This is a genomic window from Tolypothrix bouteillei VB521301 (assembly GCF_000760695.4).
Taxonomy (GTDB): domain Bacteria; phylum Cyanobacteriota; class Cyanobacteriia; order Cyanobacteriales; family Nostocaceae; genus Scytonema; species Scytonema bouteillei_A.
This window is the reverse complement of sequence record NZ_JHEG04000001.1, coordinates 5,362,190-5,377,430: the sequence shown is the minus strand read 5'-3', so window position 1 is coordinate 5,377,430 and position 15,241 is coordinate 5,362,190. Positions and strand designations below refer to the sequence as shown.

Annotated in this window: 16 protein-coding genes; 6 read left to right on the top strand and 10 right to left on the bottom strand. The window is 43.2% G+C overall.

The window, feature by feature from the left end; all coding sequences use genetic code 11:
• Positions 1–86: 86 nt before the first annotated feature.
• From HC643_RS21650 to HC643_RS21635, 4 genes are all read right to left on the bottom strand, one after another.
• On the bottom strand, positions 87–245 hold the full coding sequence (locus HC643_RS21650) for a hypothetical protein (protein WP_167844731.1): 159 nt from the start codon (positions 243–245) through the stop codon (positions 87–89).
• 86 nt (positions 246–331) lie between these two features.
• Positions 332–805, bottom strand: a complete 474-nt coding sequence (locus HC643_RS21645; protein WP_038081680.1) for a hypothetical protein — start codon at positions 803–805, stop codon at positions 332–334.
• Between the two features lie 14 nt (positions 806–819).
• Entirely contained in the window at positions 820–1,167 is a 348-nt protein-coding gene (locus HC643_RS21640; protein WP_050045311.1) for a YtxH domain-containing protein, read from the bottom strand.
• Positions 1,168–1,351: 184 nt separating this feature from the next.
• Entirely contained in the window at positions 1,352–1,681 is a 330-nt protein-coding gene (locus HC643_RS21635; RefSeq protein ID WP_038081682.1) for a hypothetical protein, read from the bottom strand.
• A gap of 260 nt (positions 1,682–1,941) precedes the next feature.
• On the opposite strand from HC643_RS21635, the gene HC643_RS21630 reads away from it, so the two are divergent.
• Complete coding sequence (locus HC643_RS21630) at positions 1,942–2,160, top strand: hypothetical protein (RefSeq protein WP_038081683.1); 219 nt, start codon at positions 1,942–1,944, stop codon at positions 2,158–2,160.
• Between the two features lie 51 nt (positions 2,161–2,211).
• Here the strand turns inward: HC643_RS21630 and ribD are convergent, their stop codons facing one another.
• The 5 genes from ribD to HC643_RS21605 all read right to left on the bottom strand — a co-directional run bounded on the left by ribD (position 2,212) and on the right by HC643_RS21605 (position 6,431).
• The gene (gene ribD, locus HC643_RS21625) at positions 2,212–3,279 is read right to left on the bottom strand and encodes a bifunctional diaminohydroxyphosphoribosylaminopyrimidine deaminase/5-amino-6-(5-phosphoribosylamino)uracil reductase RibD (RefSeq protein ID WP_408019911.1); all 1,068 of its coding nucleotides are present in this window, start codon (positions 3,277–3,279) and stop codon (positions 2,212–2,214) included.
• Between the two features lie 380 nt (positions 3,280–3,659).
• Positions 3,660–4,277 carry a rod shape-determining protein MreD gene (gene mreD, locus HC643_RS21620; protein ID WP_038081688.1) on the bottom strand — a complete coding sequence of 206 codons (618 nt, stop codon included), beginning with the start codon at positions 4,275–4,277 and terminating at the stop codon, positions 3,660–3,662.
• A 2-nt stretch (positions 4,278–4,279) separates the two neighbouring features.
• Positions 4,280–5,092: a rod shape-determining protein MreC gene (mreC, locus tag HC643_RS21615; RefSeq protein ID WP_038081690.1), complete on the bottom strand. Its 813-nt coding sequence runs from the start codon at positions 5,090–5,092 to the stop codon at positions 4,280–4,282.
• An 89-nt stretch (positions 5,093–5,181) separates the two neighbouring features.
• Entirely contained in the window at positions 5,182–6,189 is a 1,008-nt protein-coding gene (locus HC643_RS21610; protein WP_038081693.1) for a rod shape-determining protein, read from the bottom strand.
• Positions 6,190–6,293: 104 nt separating this feature from the next.
• Positions 6,294–6,431, bottom strand: coding sequence for a hypothetical protein (locus HC643_RS21605; RefSeq protein ID WP_153021559.1), 138 nt, complete (start codon positions 6,429–6,431; stop codon positions 6,294–6,296).
• Between the two features lie 128 nt (positions 6,432–6,559).
• Here HC643_RS21605 and HC643_RS21600 point away from each other — a divergent pair, with 128 nt between their 5' ends.
• On the top strand, positions 6,560–6,922 hold the full coding sequence (locus tag HC643_RS21600) for a single-stranded DNA-binding protein (protein WP_038081694.1): 363 nt from the start codon (positions 6,560–6,562) through the stop codon (positions 6,920–6,922).
• A 70-nt stretch (positions 6,923–6,992) separates the two neighbouring features.
• Here HC643_RS21600 and HC643_RS21595 read toward each other — a convergent pair whose 3' ends face one another.
• Positions 6,993–7,742 carry an SIMPL domain-containing protein gene (locus tag HC643_RS21595; protein WP_038081695.1) on the bottom strand — a complete coding sequence of 250 codons (750 nt, stop codon included), beginning with the start codon at positions 7,740–7,742 and terminating at the stop codon, positions 6,993–6,995.
• A 149-nt stretch (positions 7,743–7,891) separates the two neighbouring features.
• Here HC643_RS21595 and HC643_RS21590 point away from each other — a divergent pair, with 149 nt between their 5' ends.
• The 4 genes from HC643_RS21590 to HC643_RS21575 all read left to right on the top strand — a co-directional run bounded on the left by HC643_RS21590 (position 7,892) and on the right by HC643_RS21575 (position 15,169).
• A complete protein-coding gene (locus tag HC643_RS21590) occupies positions 7,892–8,323 on the top strand; it encodes an EVE domain-containing protein (RefSeq protein ID WP_038081696.1) in 432 nt (143 codons plus the stop codon).
• Between the two features lie 65 nt (positions 8,324–8,388).
• A complete protein-coding gene (locus HC643_RS21585; protein WP_038081698.1) occupies positions 8,389–9,837 on the top strand; it encodes a cation:proton antiporter in 1,449 nt (482 codons plus the stop codon).
• 679 nt (positions 9,838–10,516) lie between these two features.
• Complete coding sequence (locus HC643_RS21580; RefSeq protein ID WP_038109533.1) at positions 10,517–12,463, top strand: N-acetylmuramoyl-L-alanine amidase; 1,947 nt, start codon at positions 10,517–10,519, stop codon at positions 12,461–12,463.
• Positions 12,464–13,135: 672 nt separating this feature from the next.
• Entirely contained in the window at positions 13,136–15,169 is a 2,034-nt protein-coding gene (locus HC643_RS21575) for an N-acetylmuramoyl-L-alanine amidase (RefSeq protein WP_038109530.1), read from the top strand.
• Positions 15,170–15,241 lie beyond the last annotated feature (72 nt).

Here is a 15,241-nt window from a genome sequence, read left to right as displayed (position 1 = left end):
TTTACACTTTTTAACTTTAATCTAATCTAACACCCTAAATCAAATAGACTAGTAATCGGCGAACATCGACCGATAACTGGGTATTATTAACTGAGAATTAATGACTTGATTGTTATGGCACTTTCCGGTAGCTGGCAAGATTGGTTAACTGTATTGGCATATGTATCTTTTGCCTGCTTCGTCATTTGGCGCATTTTCTTGACTAAATGAGCGCTTAGGTACAGAGCGAAAAGCCACAGAATCATGGTGACCCGTTATTATTGACACCGTTCAATCCCTAAATATTAAGTTATATGTAGAAATTAATGAATTACCGATCGCTCGTTACTAATTACTGGTCACTGATGCGTCGATTCTCTTGTCTGATTGCTTCTCGTTCTCGCAATGACAGTGGCGCTTTCTGAGATTGAGGTAGGCGATCGACAGTTCTTCTTGAAGATTTTGGACGTGTAAAGGTTTTCCAAGCTGCTTTCATCCCAACCATAATACTGCGAGTGCTAGCTTGAACATTTTGCGCTTGTTGCTTGGCGTTATCCAGACTTTGATCGACTTGCTTGACAACTTGACCGGCGCTTTTTACTCCTTCACTGACATCGTCGGTTAAATCGGTGATTTCTAAGCTAGTCAGACGAATGGCTTCTAGAGTTGGTGGTAACTCTCTTGAAAGGGTATCAAATAATTTTTCTGCACTCCGGGCTGCCCGAGCTACTTCTAGCAATGCGGGTAGAGCCGCTACCAAAACCGCAGTGAGGCTAGCGGCAACTAGAAGTATAGACAGTCCCAGCCAAAAAAGGGGATCGATCACTTTGGTATCGTTTACTAGCTATCTAAGTGTTGTGTAACAGGATCTGAGTTTTGCTCTGTGTTTTGCCGCTTTAAGACTTGGCTTTCCCTCTGACTGGCATCTATACCAGCTGCAAGCGCATCTCGCAATCGATCTAGTGTTTCATCCCAATTGGTACGTGCGCTTGCAGATAGGCGGTCTGCTTGCATCTGAACACTCGTTGAGATATCTTCTGCTAATTCTGGTAGAGCACTGGCAGATTTTTTTAATAATTGACGCGTTTCGCGCCCTGTGCGGGGAGCCAAGAGTAATCCGGTTAGGGTACCAATGGCAGATCCTAACATTAATCCACCGATAAATAATCCTGAACGGTTGTTAGACATTTTCTTTTTTTTCTCCTTATACACATTCTATGTGGGTTTCCACACTTTGCGAATTCCCAACTTTAATATTTACGTTGACAATCCCTGAAACTAAAAAGTTGCTATTACTAGCTTTGTGTTCTTTAAGTAACTATCTATAGTGATAATTTTACTGAAATTTCCAGAATCTGAAAATGCTAGATTTTCAAATTTTCTTTTTCAGTGTTATTGGTTTGAGTTTAAAAAAGTAACGATGTCCAATTTTCTGCCCGAAAGCAAGTAGGCTAAAAATTTGCCTCACCCGTTGAATTTGTAATTGTTTTGGCTGGTTTCCTTGACGCAAGTTATGGATATTTCTCTGACCTACGTAAATTGCTGTAGGGGCTTTGTGTAATACAGCATGAGTACTGCGTTGTGCAGCACTTAAAATATCCGCAATATTTGCGAGTCGCTGTTTCAGCAGCCAAACCCGCCAAGCCACGTAAAAAAGTATCAGAGATATGAGTATATTAATGATGACAACAACTGCGACCATATATTATCTTTTTGCACCCTTAGTAGCTGTTTTATTAACGCTAAAAGCGATATAATTTAGAGTTATCCAAAAAAATTATTTTTTCTCTGATACTGGCTAAAATATTTATGAAAATTCTATATTATTAACCATTATCAACTTATAACTCGATATATTAAATTTTCAATAACACTTGTGTCATGTTGTACATTCATACCGGAAGCCATCGCCGGAATTGTGTATTCTGAAAACAGCTAGGCTAATGTTTAAATGGAGGTCGAATGACTCCTATGATTATGCGTCAGCTTTGGTCGGTAGTAGAAACTGCCCAAACCAAGACGCTTTTACAACTCGATGATGCCACCTTAGTGCAATGGTTAGTAAAGCAAACCAAGACCCAGGCTCTATTAGACCATCATGAAACCGATTTTTTGAGCGACTATATCAAATCTCGTTTAACCTTGATTCGGGATATGGCTCAAGAACGTCAGTACTCTTAAAAGTCAACTGTCAAAAGTTATGGTTCATGACAAACGCTCGATGAGCGATCGCTAATGACGAGTAGGCAAATAACCCTCCACTACACAATCAGAACCGACAACTCGCATCTCTACACGTTCTAAAGACAACGCTTCGGTCATGGTGTTAAAACCAAGATCGCCCACAGGTGTAGGGGCACTGTCCCCACCGATGATTTTAGGAGCAATAAAGGCAAGAACTTTTTGCACGGCTCCTTGGGCGATCGCACTAGCAGCCAAGACACCGCCGCACTCCCAAAGGACGCTGCAAAAACCCCGTTCGTACAAGTAAGCCATTGCCCGAGTAGGTGTGAGTGGTGTTAATTCCACCACTTCCACCCCAAGCTTACGTAACAGTTCTTGAAAGCCAGGGTTAGCGCCCTGTTCTGTTAAAACCAAAGTGGGAGCTTCTGAAGTTTGCCACAAATGAGCTTTTTCAGGTAATTCAAGACTGCGACTCATCACAATACGCAGAGGATTGTGCGCTCCTTCTTGGTGGCTGGTGAGATGGGGGTTGTCGTGTCTAACTGTATTGCCACCAACAATGACTGCATCGCAAGCCGATCTTACTTGATGAACTTGATGGCGAGCGGCTTCATTTGTGATCCAAGCACTGTGACCGGTAGAAGTGGCGATTTTACCGTCTAAGGTCATAGCATATTTCAAAATCCCAAAAGGTCGTTTGTAGAGAATGCGATGGACAAATCCCTCATTCAGTTTCTTACAAGCTTCCTCCTCAACTCCGACCACAACTTCTATACCTGCAGCACGCAAGCGAGCAATACCACCGCCTGCTACAAGTGGGTTGGGATCGACCATACCCACCACTACTTTAGACACCCCAGCAGCAACCAACGCTTCCGAGCACGGGGGAGTCCGTCCGTAGTGATTGCACGGTTCAAGACTGACGTAAATAGTCGCACCACGAGCATCAGCACCAGCTGCTTTTAAAGCAAAAACTTCTGCATGGGGTTCACCAGCACGGGGATGAAATCCTTCCCCCACAATCTTCCCATCTTTAACAATAACTGCTCCTACCATGGGGTTTGGAGAAGTTCGTCCTACAGCACGGCGAGCTAATTCCAAACACCGCTGCATCATAGCCCGGTCAAAATCAGTTCCGGCGATTGGCACCACCTGTGAATTTTTTCCAAGTTCTGACAAGACTTGAGCTTCATTAACATATAAAGTGTCCTGTTGGGGAAGCAATGGGGAGTTATTCATACCTAATAACTTTATAACAATTCCATTCCAACAGGTTACCTTAGAGCCATAGAAAAAGTTAGTGGTGCAGGCGACTTCAGGAAATCACTCTTGGCGATCGACAAACAGAAACCCGGCTTCTTAAAGAAACCGGGTTTCTGATAGCGCTTCACTCCTATTTGAGCATATATACTCAAAACACTCACACTCCGCTATTGGTTAGTTATTAGTCGTTAGTTGTTATGAGATCGCTACTAACCACCAAAAATTAACCATTTTCAAGACTGTTCTGCCAGCTTGAAGTTTTGCCACCAGCGATTCAAAGGAAAATAAACAACAGGTGCCCACAGACTACTGAGAATAGCAGAAGCAAGGGCAACTTTCTGGAAATAGGCCCAGATATCTGCCGCAACTGCGTTACCCATTAAAGTCAACTGGGACGCAAAAATTGTTTCTGCAAGAACTGCCATACCAAATACAATTAAGGCAATAGAAATAAAATCTTCTTGAATAAAACGTTGTTTTTGAAGCATTCCCGTAAGCCCCCCCACAATTCCCAAACTTATAGCGTGAGTTGGGTCTGGTGAAGTCATAGCGTCTTGTAGAAACCCTAAAATTATCCCAGCACAGATTCCTTGAAAGGTTGTACGCTTTACACTCCAGGCTACTACCCAAATCACGGTCCAATTTGGTCCAATACCTAACAATTCCATACCCGGAAAACGGGTAGGAAGGATCATTAAGCATAAGAAGGCAGATCCGGCTGTAATTCCCCAATCAATCACTTGGCGTAGAAAGGGATTCCAGCGAGACAAGGGGCTAATCTTTACTCTGGATTGTCGCTTTTTTGGTTTTGGTTTTTTCTGCTTGCTACCATTAAGTTGTATAAATTGCATCTTTAATTAGATTTTTCTAACTGTGTATTTTCTGAAGTGGGTTTTTCTGGCTCTACGTTTTCAGGCTTGGGGTAGACTGCTACCCAATCTAAGGAACGTATTGGAGGGAAAAGTTCCACTTTGGCCACTGATGCTGGGAGTTTTTTCAAATCTAGCGACTTCACCTTGCCCACAGCTAAACCTGAGGGAAATTTTTGGCTGTATGTAGATGTAGCAACCAAATCTCCAGGTTTGACGTTTGGCACTTTTTCATAAAACTCTAACACTGCTTCTGCCGAAGCGTCGCCGCGCAATACACCTTTGGCACCGGTACGGGTAACGGTAACCCCAACTTGGCTCTTAAGATCGCTAATCAGCAGCACGCGGCTGGTATTGGGAGTTACACTTTCTACTAGACCTACTAACCCGCCATCAGCTTTAACAACATAACCTTCTTTAATTCCCGCGATCGCACCGCGATTGAGGGTAACTTGCTGCCACCAATTATCAGCACCTCGCCCGACAACTCTGGCTGGAATTGGGCGTGCTGATAGGGGCTGCTTTTCTACATAGCTCAATAATTGTTTTAATTTTTGATTTTGATTTTCTAAATCTTGTATGCGGGTTTGAAGTTCTAATACCCGAGGGCTGTCTCCCAAACGTTCCTCTGGGGGGGATGCTGTTTGCATCATTTGGAATGGGCGAGTAATACCCTCGTAAACTTCAATAAGGAGCGCACCTTGGGTTTGTCTCAATACCCACGCACCACTGATGACTATACCTAACAGACCTATTTGTAATCCTCTACGCTCCCACCAGCGACGTGCTGTAAACATAATAACCTTCTTTAGCCGTAACTTTACATAAGATATAGAATTCTATATCTATAATAAATACAGAACTCCATATCTGAAAATCCTTGATTTTACATATTTCGAGAACGTCCACTAAACACACGTTCCAATTGTTTGAAGTTTTCTAGCACTCGTCCTGTTCCTAACACAACACAGCTTAATGGATCGGCAGCAACGTGTGTAACTATACCCGTCTCATGACTAATTAGGGTATCCAATCCCTTCAGCAAAGCACCTCCTCCAGCAAGCATAATCCCTCGGTCGATAATATCTGCCGCTAATTCGGGAGGTGTCCGTTCTAGAGTTCGCTTCACCGCTTCTATAATGACTGAGAGTGGTTCAGACATACTTTCACGAATTTCCGGTCCTTTAATAGTCACGGTTCGCGGTAAACCAGAAAGCAAGTGCAAGCCTCTGACTTCCATAATGGAGTCATCATCATCGTGAGTGGGGTACGCCGAGCCAATGCGAATTTTTATGTCTTCTGCAGTTCGTTCTCCAATCACTAAGTTATGAACTTTCTTCATATACTGCATGATTGCTTCCGTCAGTTCATCTCCAGCGATGCGTACTGATTCGGAAAGTACCGTACCTTGAAGACTGAGGACTGCGACTTCTGTTGTCCCACCACCAATATCAATAATCATATTGCCAGTTGGCTCTGCTACAGGGAGCCCAGCTCCAATAGCTGCAGCCACAGGCTCATCAATGAGGTAAACTTCTCGTGCGCCTGCTTGAGTAGCAGCGTCCATAACAGCTCGTCTTTCTACTCCTGTGACTCCACTAGGAATACCGATGACTATACGAGGTAAGACTAAGGATTTACCTTCGTTGACTCGCTGAATAAAGCTTTTTAACATCAGCTCAGCCGTGTCAAAGTCAGCAATTACACCATCCCGTAAAGGACGCAAGGCAATAACATTCCCTGGTGTCCGACCGAGCATTTTTTTTGCTTCTTCTCCTACTGCTAGGGCGACTTTTTCGTTTTGATCGATCGCGACTACAGAAGGTTCTTGAAGAACAATCCCTTTACCTGATACATATACGAGGGTGTTGGCAGTACCGAGATCGATACCCATATCCCGCGATAAGGAAAATTTACTAAAAAGACCCACGCGTCTCTACGCCCCCTAATTCCAATACTTTTTACTACAACCGTAAGAGAGAATCGTGCTGGATTCTATTACGTTTTTTGCCCTGAGTCTAGTAAAGCAGAATATCTTTTCATATATTTTTTTTTATTCTTCAACCAGCCCCATGCTTCTACTGTTTTATATTCTTTAGCTTCATATGTGTATCCGTATGCTTTTGTAGTTTGCACTGAATATTTCTTATCAGTTATCTCAGTAATTATAATTGTTATTTATTTGACTTTACTTTTTTAGCAATACAATTCGCTATTATGGAAGTCAAAAGTAACAAGTACATCAGTACTGAAGGATAACTCTTATGAGCGTTAATGTTGTCACTTTAGTGGGTCGCGCTGGTATGGACCCCAAGCTGACTTGTTTCGAGACTGGGAAAATGAAGTGTCAATTTTCTCTAGCCGTCAGACGCCCCACCAGTAGAAGTGATGAACCCGATTGGTTCAACTTAGAACTTTGGGGAAACGAAGCACGAGTTGCCACCGATTATGTGAAAAAGGGTAGTTTAATTGCCGTTAAAGGTTCTCTCAGATTAGATTCTTGGGTTGACCAAAACGGCAACAAACGAACCTCACCCATCATCCGTGTGGACAGGCTAGAGTTACTCGGTTCCAAGAAAGATGTAGAAACTGACGGGATAGATAGCAATCCCGATAGTTTTGGCTAATGGCTAATAGCTAATGGCTAATAGCTAATTGTTCCATTAACCATTAGCCCTTAGCCGTTAGCCATTAGCATTAATAACTAATTTGCAATGTCACAGATGCTTTCACTTGTTGCTCAGAGCCAACTACAGGAGTGGAAGCATCTTTTAAAGCTACTGCTCTTGCCGCTAGCTCCGTTGTCGGTATTGGTGGTGGCGTTGGTACACCCGCCCCATTGACTTCAATACTAACAACTTCTTTGGCTTGAAATCCCAACGCACTCAAAACAGCACTCGCTTGCTGTTGTGCATCTTGGGTCGCTTTTTTAAGGGCTTGTTGTCTGGCAATAGCGATCGCGTCATCACTGGCGATAAAACTAATGCTACTAATCTGTGTCGCCCCAGCTTTGACAGCTTCATCCAATAAAGTGCCAGCACGTTCGGTCGGCAAACGAAAACTGACAGTATTAGTAGCTGTATACCCAGTTAGACGCTGTACGTTATTGTTGTAGCTGTACACTGGGTTAAGACTAATGCCTGTGGTTTGTAATTTCTCGACTTTTCGGCTTTTCAAGAGTTCTACTACATCTGACGATCTGCGAGCTGCTTCTTTTTGAACTTCCTGTGCGGTTTTCCCCTGCACCTCCACTCCTAAAGTGATTTGAGATAGAGTTGTAGGAATCTCTTGCGTACCGCGACCGCTAACAGTCAATGTTCGCAGCATTCTTTGCTTCTCTTGTGCCAAAGTGGGTTGGGCAAAACTGACACATAACAGCAAAGCTATGGGTATAGTTTTCCAGAGGTTTCTTGAATGAAATCGAGAACCAAACGTAATGGTATTCATTGTCCACTCCTCAAAAATTTAGAGAAAATTCAGTTAGTCAAGATTTTAGACTTGTTTAAGAAGTCAACGCTCTTGCAGTTAGAATATGTTGTTAATCTGGCATTGAAAAAATCAAACAGTAGTGTAGTTACGTTTTTGGAAACTAAAAGATGGCGTACTGGTTGCTGAAAACCGAACCAGAAGAGTACTCCTATAGCAATCTAGAAAAAGATGGCGAAGGAGTTTGGGATGGCGTGAGCAACGCTTTAGCTCTCAAGCATCTACGTACAATGAATATTGGTGACTTGGCATTGATTTACCATACAGGTAAAGAGCGACAGGTTGTGGGTATCGCAGAAGTTGTGAGCCAGCCCTATCCCGATCCGAAGTTAGATGATGCCAAACGAGTGGTTGTGCAGTTAAAAGCAGTGCAAAAAGTCAAGCAGCCAGTGACTTTATCTCAAATAAAACAAGATAGCCACTTTGAAAACTTTGATTTGTTGAGGCTTCCTCGATTATCTGTAGTGCCTGTATCAGAGTTTTACTGGCAACGCCTTCTACAATTAGCAGAGATCGATCGGTTAATTCAGTCCTTTTCTTAACCCATGAATGATAGTTGCTCTCAACAAACTTGTAAATTAAAGAGAAGGGTTTTTTTTGGTAACCAATGCAGTTAAGCCTAACAACCTTCTCATTCCCATTACCTCTGTTAGCAACGGCAACAGAAGCAGCAGATAGTTCAATGGTTCTAGCAGCCGTGCTGCTCAGTTTAGTTGTTATCTATCTTGCCAGTAAAGTTGGTGGAGAATTATCCAACCGCATAGGTTTACCCCCTGTCTTGGGTGAACTTGTGGCTGGCGTAGTCGTTGGTGTTTCAGGGCTACATCTTTTGGTGTTTCCTGAAGGGGGAGCAAACAGTTCTGGCTCTCTCATTATGACTTTCCTCCAAACCACCGCTGGTCTGAATCCAGATGCAGTTGATGCTGTGTTTGCAGCACAGTCTGAAGTTCTGACCATACTCTCAGAATTAGGTGTTATTGTTCTTCTGTTTGAAATTGGCTTGGAGTCGAACATCAAAGATTTGATGGCTGTTGGGATACAAGCTACTGTTGTTGCATTTGTGGGGGTAGTTTTACCCTTTGCTGCTGGTACAGCAGGATTAATGGCTTTGTTTAATATCCCAGTTGTAGCAGCAATTTTTGCTGGGGCGGCTCTCACGGCTACCAGTATAGGTATCACTTCTAAAGTCTTGTCAGAATTGGGACGTCTCAATTCAAAAGAAGGACAAATAATTTTGGGTGCTGCTGTTATTGATGACGTCTTGGGAATTATTGTTCTGGCAGTGGTCGCAAGCCTTGCTAAAGAAGGCATGGTGGATTTAGGCAAAGTTGTTTACTTGCTGATTAGCGCTACCTCTTTCCTTGTAGGATCGATTGTCCTGGGTAAAGTTTTTAGTAACACTTTTGTCGCGATCGCTAAAAAGTTAAAAACTCGTGGTGAATTAGTTATACCGGCATTCACCTTTTCCTATGTGATGGCATACCTTGCGGCTGTTATACAGCTAGAAGCCATCTTAGGTTCTTTTGCAGCTGGATTGGTTTTAGATGAGACCGACGAGCGCGTCCAACTGCAAAAACAAGTCATACCTGTTGCTGACTTATTAGTCCCTATTTTCTTTGTCACCGTTGGCGCAAGAACCGATTTGGGAGTGCTAAACCCAGCTATTCCTGCCAATCGCGAGGGCTTAGTCATGGCAATTTTCCTGATTACTGTTGCAATTCTTGGGAAAGTAGCCACGGGATTAAGTGTTTTTGGAATCCCTCAAATCAATCGTTTGGCAATTGGTGTTGGAATGATCCCTAGAGGTGAGGTAGGATTGGTTTTTCTTGGTATTGGCTCCTCTACCGGAGTTCTCTCCAAACCTTTAGAGGCAGCAATTATTATGATGGTTATTCTGACAACCTTTTTAGCCCCACCTCTGTTAAGATTTGTATTTCCAGAACCAACTCATACAACAGCCGACACAGAAAATTTAATTTTTGACGGTTCTGGTAGCAATTCTCTTGTAATTGGATCATCAGATGCTAAAGTTTCTTCTCCAGATGAAAGGGAGTAGGGAATAGGGAGTGGGGAGTAGGGATAAGGGAGACAAGGGGGACAAGGTAGAAAGTACTTTTTTCCCTAATCCCCAACCCCTAACCTTAAGCTCTTACCACCGTGTCTGTACTTAGATCTTTGTAAAGACTGTTTCTTATATAGCACCCACAGCAATGGAACTTATATTTCCAAATTTACGTCTCCAGAGATGGAATTTTTAGAAGTTTTTTCTAAAAAGAATTGGCTTTAGGTATGTTTTTTTGTCCTTTCATATCTCCTGCTCTCTAGTTCAACCCTAGATATTTTCTTGCCTTTAATACAGTAGGACTTAAAAGTCAATACCACATTGGAAAATAGCAGCCAACAGTTGGCAGTTGGTGCATCTTATACCAAAAATGACACAACTCGATAATCCCTTGTCGATTCAAGTGTTACCTATAGGGATTGACTGCTGTTGAAAATGCTGGTTATCTCATTAGTTAGTGTAGTAAGAGTGCTTTAGAAACATGGACTTTTTTAATGTCATAACGGCATAGCAAATAGGATAGGTATGCTAGATTCGACGCCACTATTCCAATTCCTAGTAAGGATTTGATGCTTTGAGCATCAAAACCAAGGTGTGGGCAGTGATGGTGTGAGGATGTGCCAACACTTTGAAATTTTATCGGCTCTATGAATGCGAATCAGGAGAAAACACTGTGAAAATGCACTGGTTACTACCTGGTACCTTTGTAACTACTTCATTATGTATGCTGGCTGCGCCTGCGGAAGCAGCAAAGTTACAGTCTTGGCGTTTTGATGCCAATCAAAATAGATTGGAAATCAATACCGAAGGTGCTGTTCAACCTCAGGCGCAGCTAGTTTTTAACCCCACGCGCTTGGTTATCGATTTGCCAGGAATAGAATTTGGGCGTCCGCAGTTAACTCAGTCAGTGGGTGGTGCTGTTCGCTCTGTTCGGATCGGTCAATTTGATAAAGCAATAACTCGTGTTGTTGTCGAATTGAGTCCGGGTTATACTCTCGATCCAAAGCAAGTGAAATTTGAGGGAAAAACTGCCAGTCGCTGGATAGTACAATTACCAACGCCGCAAACTGAGCAAATAGGAACCTCAAACGAAAGCGAGGAAGTTAAAATCGCAGCTTCAAGAAATGTTTCACCTCCTAGAAACGCTTCATCTGTGAATAACGTTTATAGCGTTGTCACGGTAGACGCGCAAGAAAACAAACCAGAGTTTTCAAAGCAGGTTGTGACTATCCCTGAAGCTACAACTCAAATTCAGAGCTTGCAAGTTACAGGGGATGGTTTATTTGTCCGTACAAATGGAGAAATACCCAAATTTCAAATTATTCGCAGTCGCGATCGCTCTACTATTTTTGTTGATATCCCCAGCGCTACCCTCGCGTCAAATTTTTCACAGCAGGATTCCAAAGCTAACCAGTATGGGATAAACCGCATTGAATTTAACCAACTGCGAACAACCAGACCAACTGTGAGATTGACCTTACGAGTCGATCGAGATAGCCCGGACTGGCGGGTCACTACTAATAATGTTGGTAGTAGTAGTGGTTTGGTACTGTTACCCAATCGTTTTGCGACTAACTCCTCGAGAGAAAATAATTCAAGTAACTTAACTTCTCCAAGAGAGAGTCAATCCATCCCTTTGCCAGCGCTATCAAGCAACGACTCCATTGCGACAATTCAGTCGGTAGATGTTGTTGGTACGCAACTGCTAATTAGAGGCGATCGGACTTTATCATCCGCCAGCACGGGTTGGGATAGGTCATCTGGTTTCTACCGAATTACTATTCCCAATGCTAAGTTAGCTCCTTCCGTCAAAGGTCCAAGCTTTAGTGCTAGCAGCCCCATTTTGCGAGTTCGCTTGCAACAGCAAGACCAAAGGACAGTGGTTGTACTCGTTCAACCCGCATCAGGCGTGCAATTTGGACAGATCGATCGCTCCAACGATCGACAGCTATCTCTGGAACTCGAACGCACCCGTACAGTATTGCCTCCCGTAAATTTACCACCTATCTCGCGCACCAACCCACAACCCCTACCACCGAGATCGATTCCCTCTCCCGTTCAAAGTCCTCGCGTCCCCAAAGGAAAAGTTATTATTGTTGTTGACCCCGGACATGGCGGTCAAGATCCAGGAGCATTAGGTATTGGTGGGATTCAAGAGAAGGACGTTATTTTACCCATCAGCTCGAGAATAGCAGAACTGTTGCAGCAAAAAGGCGTACAAGCAGTATTGACCCGAAATTCGGACTACTTTGTAACTCTCCAAGGACGGGTTGACATGGCAGAAAAGGTAAATGCTGATGTGTTTGTTAGTATCCATGCTAACTCAGCAGGAGCCGGTCGTCCAGATGTGAGTGGTTTGGAAACATATTATTACGATAGCGGTTTAGGTCTAGCTAAAGTTGTTCACAACAGTATTCTCCGCAGTGTCAATGTCAGAGACCGAGGAGTCCGGAAAGCAAGATTCTATGTCCTTAGAAAAAGTTCTATGCCTTCGATTCTTGTGGAAACTGGTTATTTAACCGGTCGTGAGGATGCTGCTAAGCTAGGTAATCGGTTGTACCAAAATCAAATGGCAGAGGCGATCGCTAATGGTATTGTTGAGTACCTCAGGCAGAGATAACAGAATCTAGAAACTCTCTACTTTGTCTAAGAATAAGTTCTCATTGGGCTGTTACCCTAGCACGATTGCAGGCAACAGCCCATATTCTTTTAAATATATTGTGGAAAAAGTGTTTATTTAGACTTCAAACTGGGAATAATGTGTGACATCACACTTAACTTACCTGATGGTGATGGATATGAGTACGGTTATAAGACCCTGGATTGCCAAAAAATCCCATAACTTCTTGCCTTTGTCACCTTAAAGATAGGACTATAAAAAGAAGAAATAGGTAATTGACCCTTTGAGATAAACTTTGTAATGGTAACATTTTCCATAATTTCTAGTGACTGATAGGGGTTTTCGCTAGCTCAACCCAAGCATCTATATTTTTTTAGTTATACGTTAAGTGGGGTCTGTGAGTCCGTACCATATCAGTCAACCGTATCAAGTATATGAAGTGTGAAGTATGAAATATGAGTAAATTCCACCAAAAAATCGAGAATTTGTACCGAGTTATACTACTTTTTTCATTCTTTATCCTTCATCCTTATAAACTTCATCCGCCAAGAATCAAGCGCAAGCTTTACTTCTAAAGTGACTTTCTTCTAATACTGAGCGGTGACGGTGTGAGTCCTTGCCAAAGCTTTGGCATTTTGACAGCTCTTATAAATACGAATCTGGAGAAAAACTGTGAAAATCAACTGGCTGTTACCTGGTGCTATTGCAACAAGTGCTTTGTTCGTAGCTTCGTCGCCAGCGCAAGCAGCAAAACTGCAATCCTGGCGATATGATGTCAATCAAAACCGATTGGAGTTCCGTACTGAAGGACCTGTTCAACCCCAGGCGCAACTCGTCTTTAACCCCACTCGCCTGGTGATCGATTTGCCTGGTGTAGAATTGGGACGCCGACAGCTCGTACAGCAAGTCAATGGTGCTATTCGCCTTATCCGTATAGGACAATTAGACGAACACACAACTCGCCTTGTTGTAGAACTCAGTCCGGGTTATACCCTTGACCCAAAGCAAGTGAAATTTGAGGGGAGAACTCCCAGTAGTTGGTTCGTACAATTACCGACGCCAGAAGCCGAACAAGGAGTTCCTTCTTCATTAAATGTGTATAGTGTTGTCAAGCCTAACCCCAACACAGTACAAAGACAGGAATCAAATGCTAATGTCTACAGCGAACCTATCCCCAGTACGAACGTCGCGCCACTTGCAAGACGAACAATTATTAGCAGTCGTGCTAATAACAGCAATCTTGCTGATGGTATCGCTCAAATTGAGAACTTACGTGTTACGGGCGATGGGTTGTTTGTCCGTACCAGTGGTAGCGTTCCCAAGGTGAAGATGTTCCGCAGCAAGGACAAGAGTGCTATTAATATTGATATTTCTAGCGCTGCTTTATCATCGGATTTTGCAATGCGGGATGTAACTGTTAACAAACACGGTGTTAGACACGTAGAATTTACCGAACTTAGAACTGAGCCACCAGGTGTCCGGATGACGTTATGGGTAGAGAAAGATGGTCCGGACTGGGGTACAAACGTTAACTCTAATGGAAGTTTGGTAATTTTGCCAAACAGTAATGGCGTGAGAGTACTAGAGAACAACGGTAGGGGTGGTGAAGATAGCAACTCAAATCGTTACTCAGACAATAACTTTAGGAACAATGATGATAGCAACCCCAGTCGTTACTCAGACAATAACCCACGTTCTTACGAAAGAGCCAACGACTCACTTTCTACAATTGAATCTATAGAATTAGGTAGTGCTGGCGCACAACTATTTATTAAAGCTGATGGTACTTTAGCTTCTATTGATAGTAACTGGGAAAGATCTTCGGGTTTTTTCCGAATCACGATACCTAATGCTAGATTAGCAACTCCAGTTCAAGGTCCAAATTTGGACGCAAGCAGTCCCATTCTCCGCATCCGACTGCAACAGAAAGATTCCCGTACAGTTGTTGTATACGTTCAACCAGCACCCGGAGTGCGAATTGGACAACTCAATCAACTGACAGAACGAGTTTTGTCCGTACAATTACAGCGTACTCGTTCAATAACTTCTCCCTTTTCTTTGCCTCCTTTAGCAAGACCATCGTATCCACAACCCATGTCTAATGGACCGATGACAATTAATCCAAATTACGGTACACAACCACAAGCACGACGAAGAGCACCCAATGGGCGCGTTGTGATTGTTGTTGACCCAGGACATGGTGGTAAAGATTCTGGTGCTCCCGGTCTTGGCGGATTGCTGGAAAAGAACGTGGTTCTACCTATCAGCCAAAGGGTAGCATCGGTTCTGGAGCAAAACGGGGTACAGGTTGTACTGACGCGCAATTCTGACTACTTTGTGGAACTTCAAGGACGGGTAGACATAGCAGATAGATCTAATGCCGATTTATTTGTTAGCGTTCACTCCAATTCTATTGACGGTCGTCCTGATGTTAATGGTTTAGAAACGTATTACTATGACAGCGGTTACGATCTCGCTCGTGTCGTCCATAATACTATTCTTGAAAGCATTCCAAGCCTTAAAAACAGAGGAGTACGGAAAGCTCGATTTTATGTTTTGAGAAAAAGTTCTATGCCTTCGATTTTAGTGGAAACTGGTTATATGACTGGTGTAGAGGATAATCCCAGGTTGGGAAGTTCCGAATACCAAAATCGCATGGCGGATGCGATCGCTCAAGGTATACTTCGGTACTTGCGACAAAGATAGTGATGAAGGGCTAATGGCTAATGGTGAGACCAGCCCTGAAGGCGGGTTTCCCGCGCCCTGGGGACTGGTGAG

Excerpts from the sequence above, each read along its gene's own strand:
- HC643_RS21635 (WP_038081682.1), bottom strand. The coding sequence starts at position 1,681 with ATGGTCGCAGTTGTTGTCATCATTAATATACTCATATCTCTGATACTT.
- ribD (WP_408019911.1), bottom strand. The coding sequence starts at position 3,279 with ATGATGCAGCGGTGTTTGGAATTAGCTCGCCGTGCTGTAGGACGAACT.
- HC643_RS21610 (WP_038081693.1), bottom strand. The coding sequence starts at position 6,189 with ATGGGTATCGATCTCGGTACTGCCAACACCCTCGTATATGTATCAGGT.
- HC643_RS21585 (WP_038081698.1), top strand. The coding sequence starts at position 8,389 with ATGCAGTTAAGCCTAACAACCTTCTCATTCCCATTACCTCTGTTAGCA.
- HC643_RS21630 (WP_038081683.1), top strand. The coding sequence starts at position 1,942 with ATGACTCCTATGATTATGCGTCAGCTTTGGTCGGTAGTAGAAACTGCC.
- HC643_RS21650 (WP_167844731.1), bottom strand. The coding sequence starts at position 245 with ATGATTCTGTGGCTTTTCGCTCTGTACCTAAGCGCTCATTTAGTCAAG.
- HC643_RS21600 (WP_038081694.1), top strand. The coding sequence starts at position 6,560 with ATGAGCGTTAATGTTGTCACTTTAGTGGGTCGCGCTGGTATGGACCCC.
- HC643_RS21595 (WP_038081695.1), bottom strand. The coding sequence starts at position 7,742 with ATGAATACCATTACGTTTGGTTCTCGATTTCATTCAAGAAACCTCTGG.
- HC643_RS21640 (WP_050045311.1), bottom strand. The coding sequence starts at position 1,167 with ATGTCTAACAACCGTTCAGGATTATTTATCGGTGGATTAATGTTAGGA.
- HC643_RS21590 (WP_038081696.1), top strand. The coding sequence starts at position 7,892 with ATGGCGTACTGGTTGCTGAAAACCGAACCAGAAGAGTACTCCTATAGC.
- mreD (WP_038081688.1), bottom strand. The coding sequence starts at position 4,277 with ATGCAATTTATACAACTTAATGGTAGCAAGCAGAAAAAACCAAAACCA.
- mreC (WP_038081690.1), bottom strand. The coding sequence starts at position 5,092 with ATGTTTACAGCACGTCGCTGGTGGGAGCGTAGAGGATTACAAATAGGT.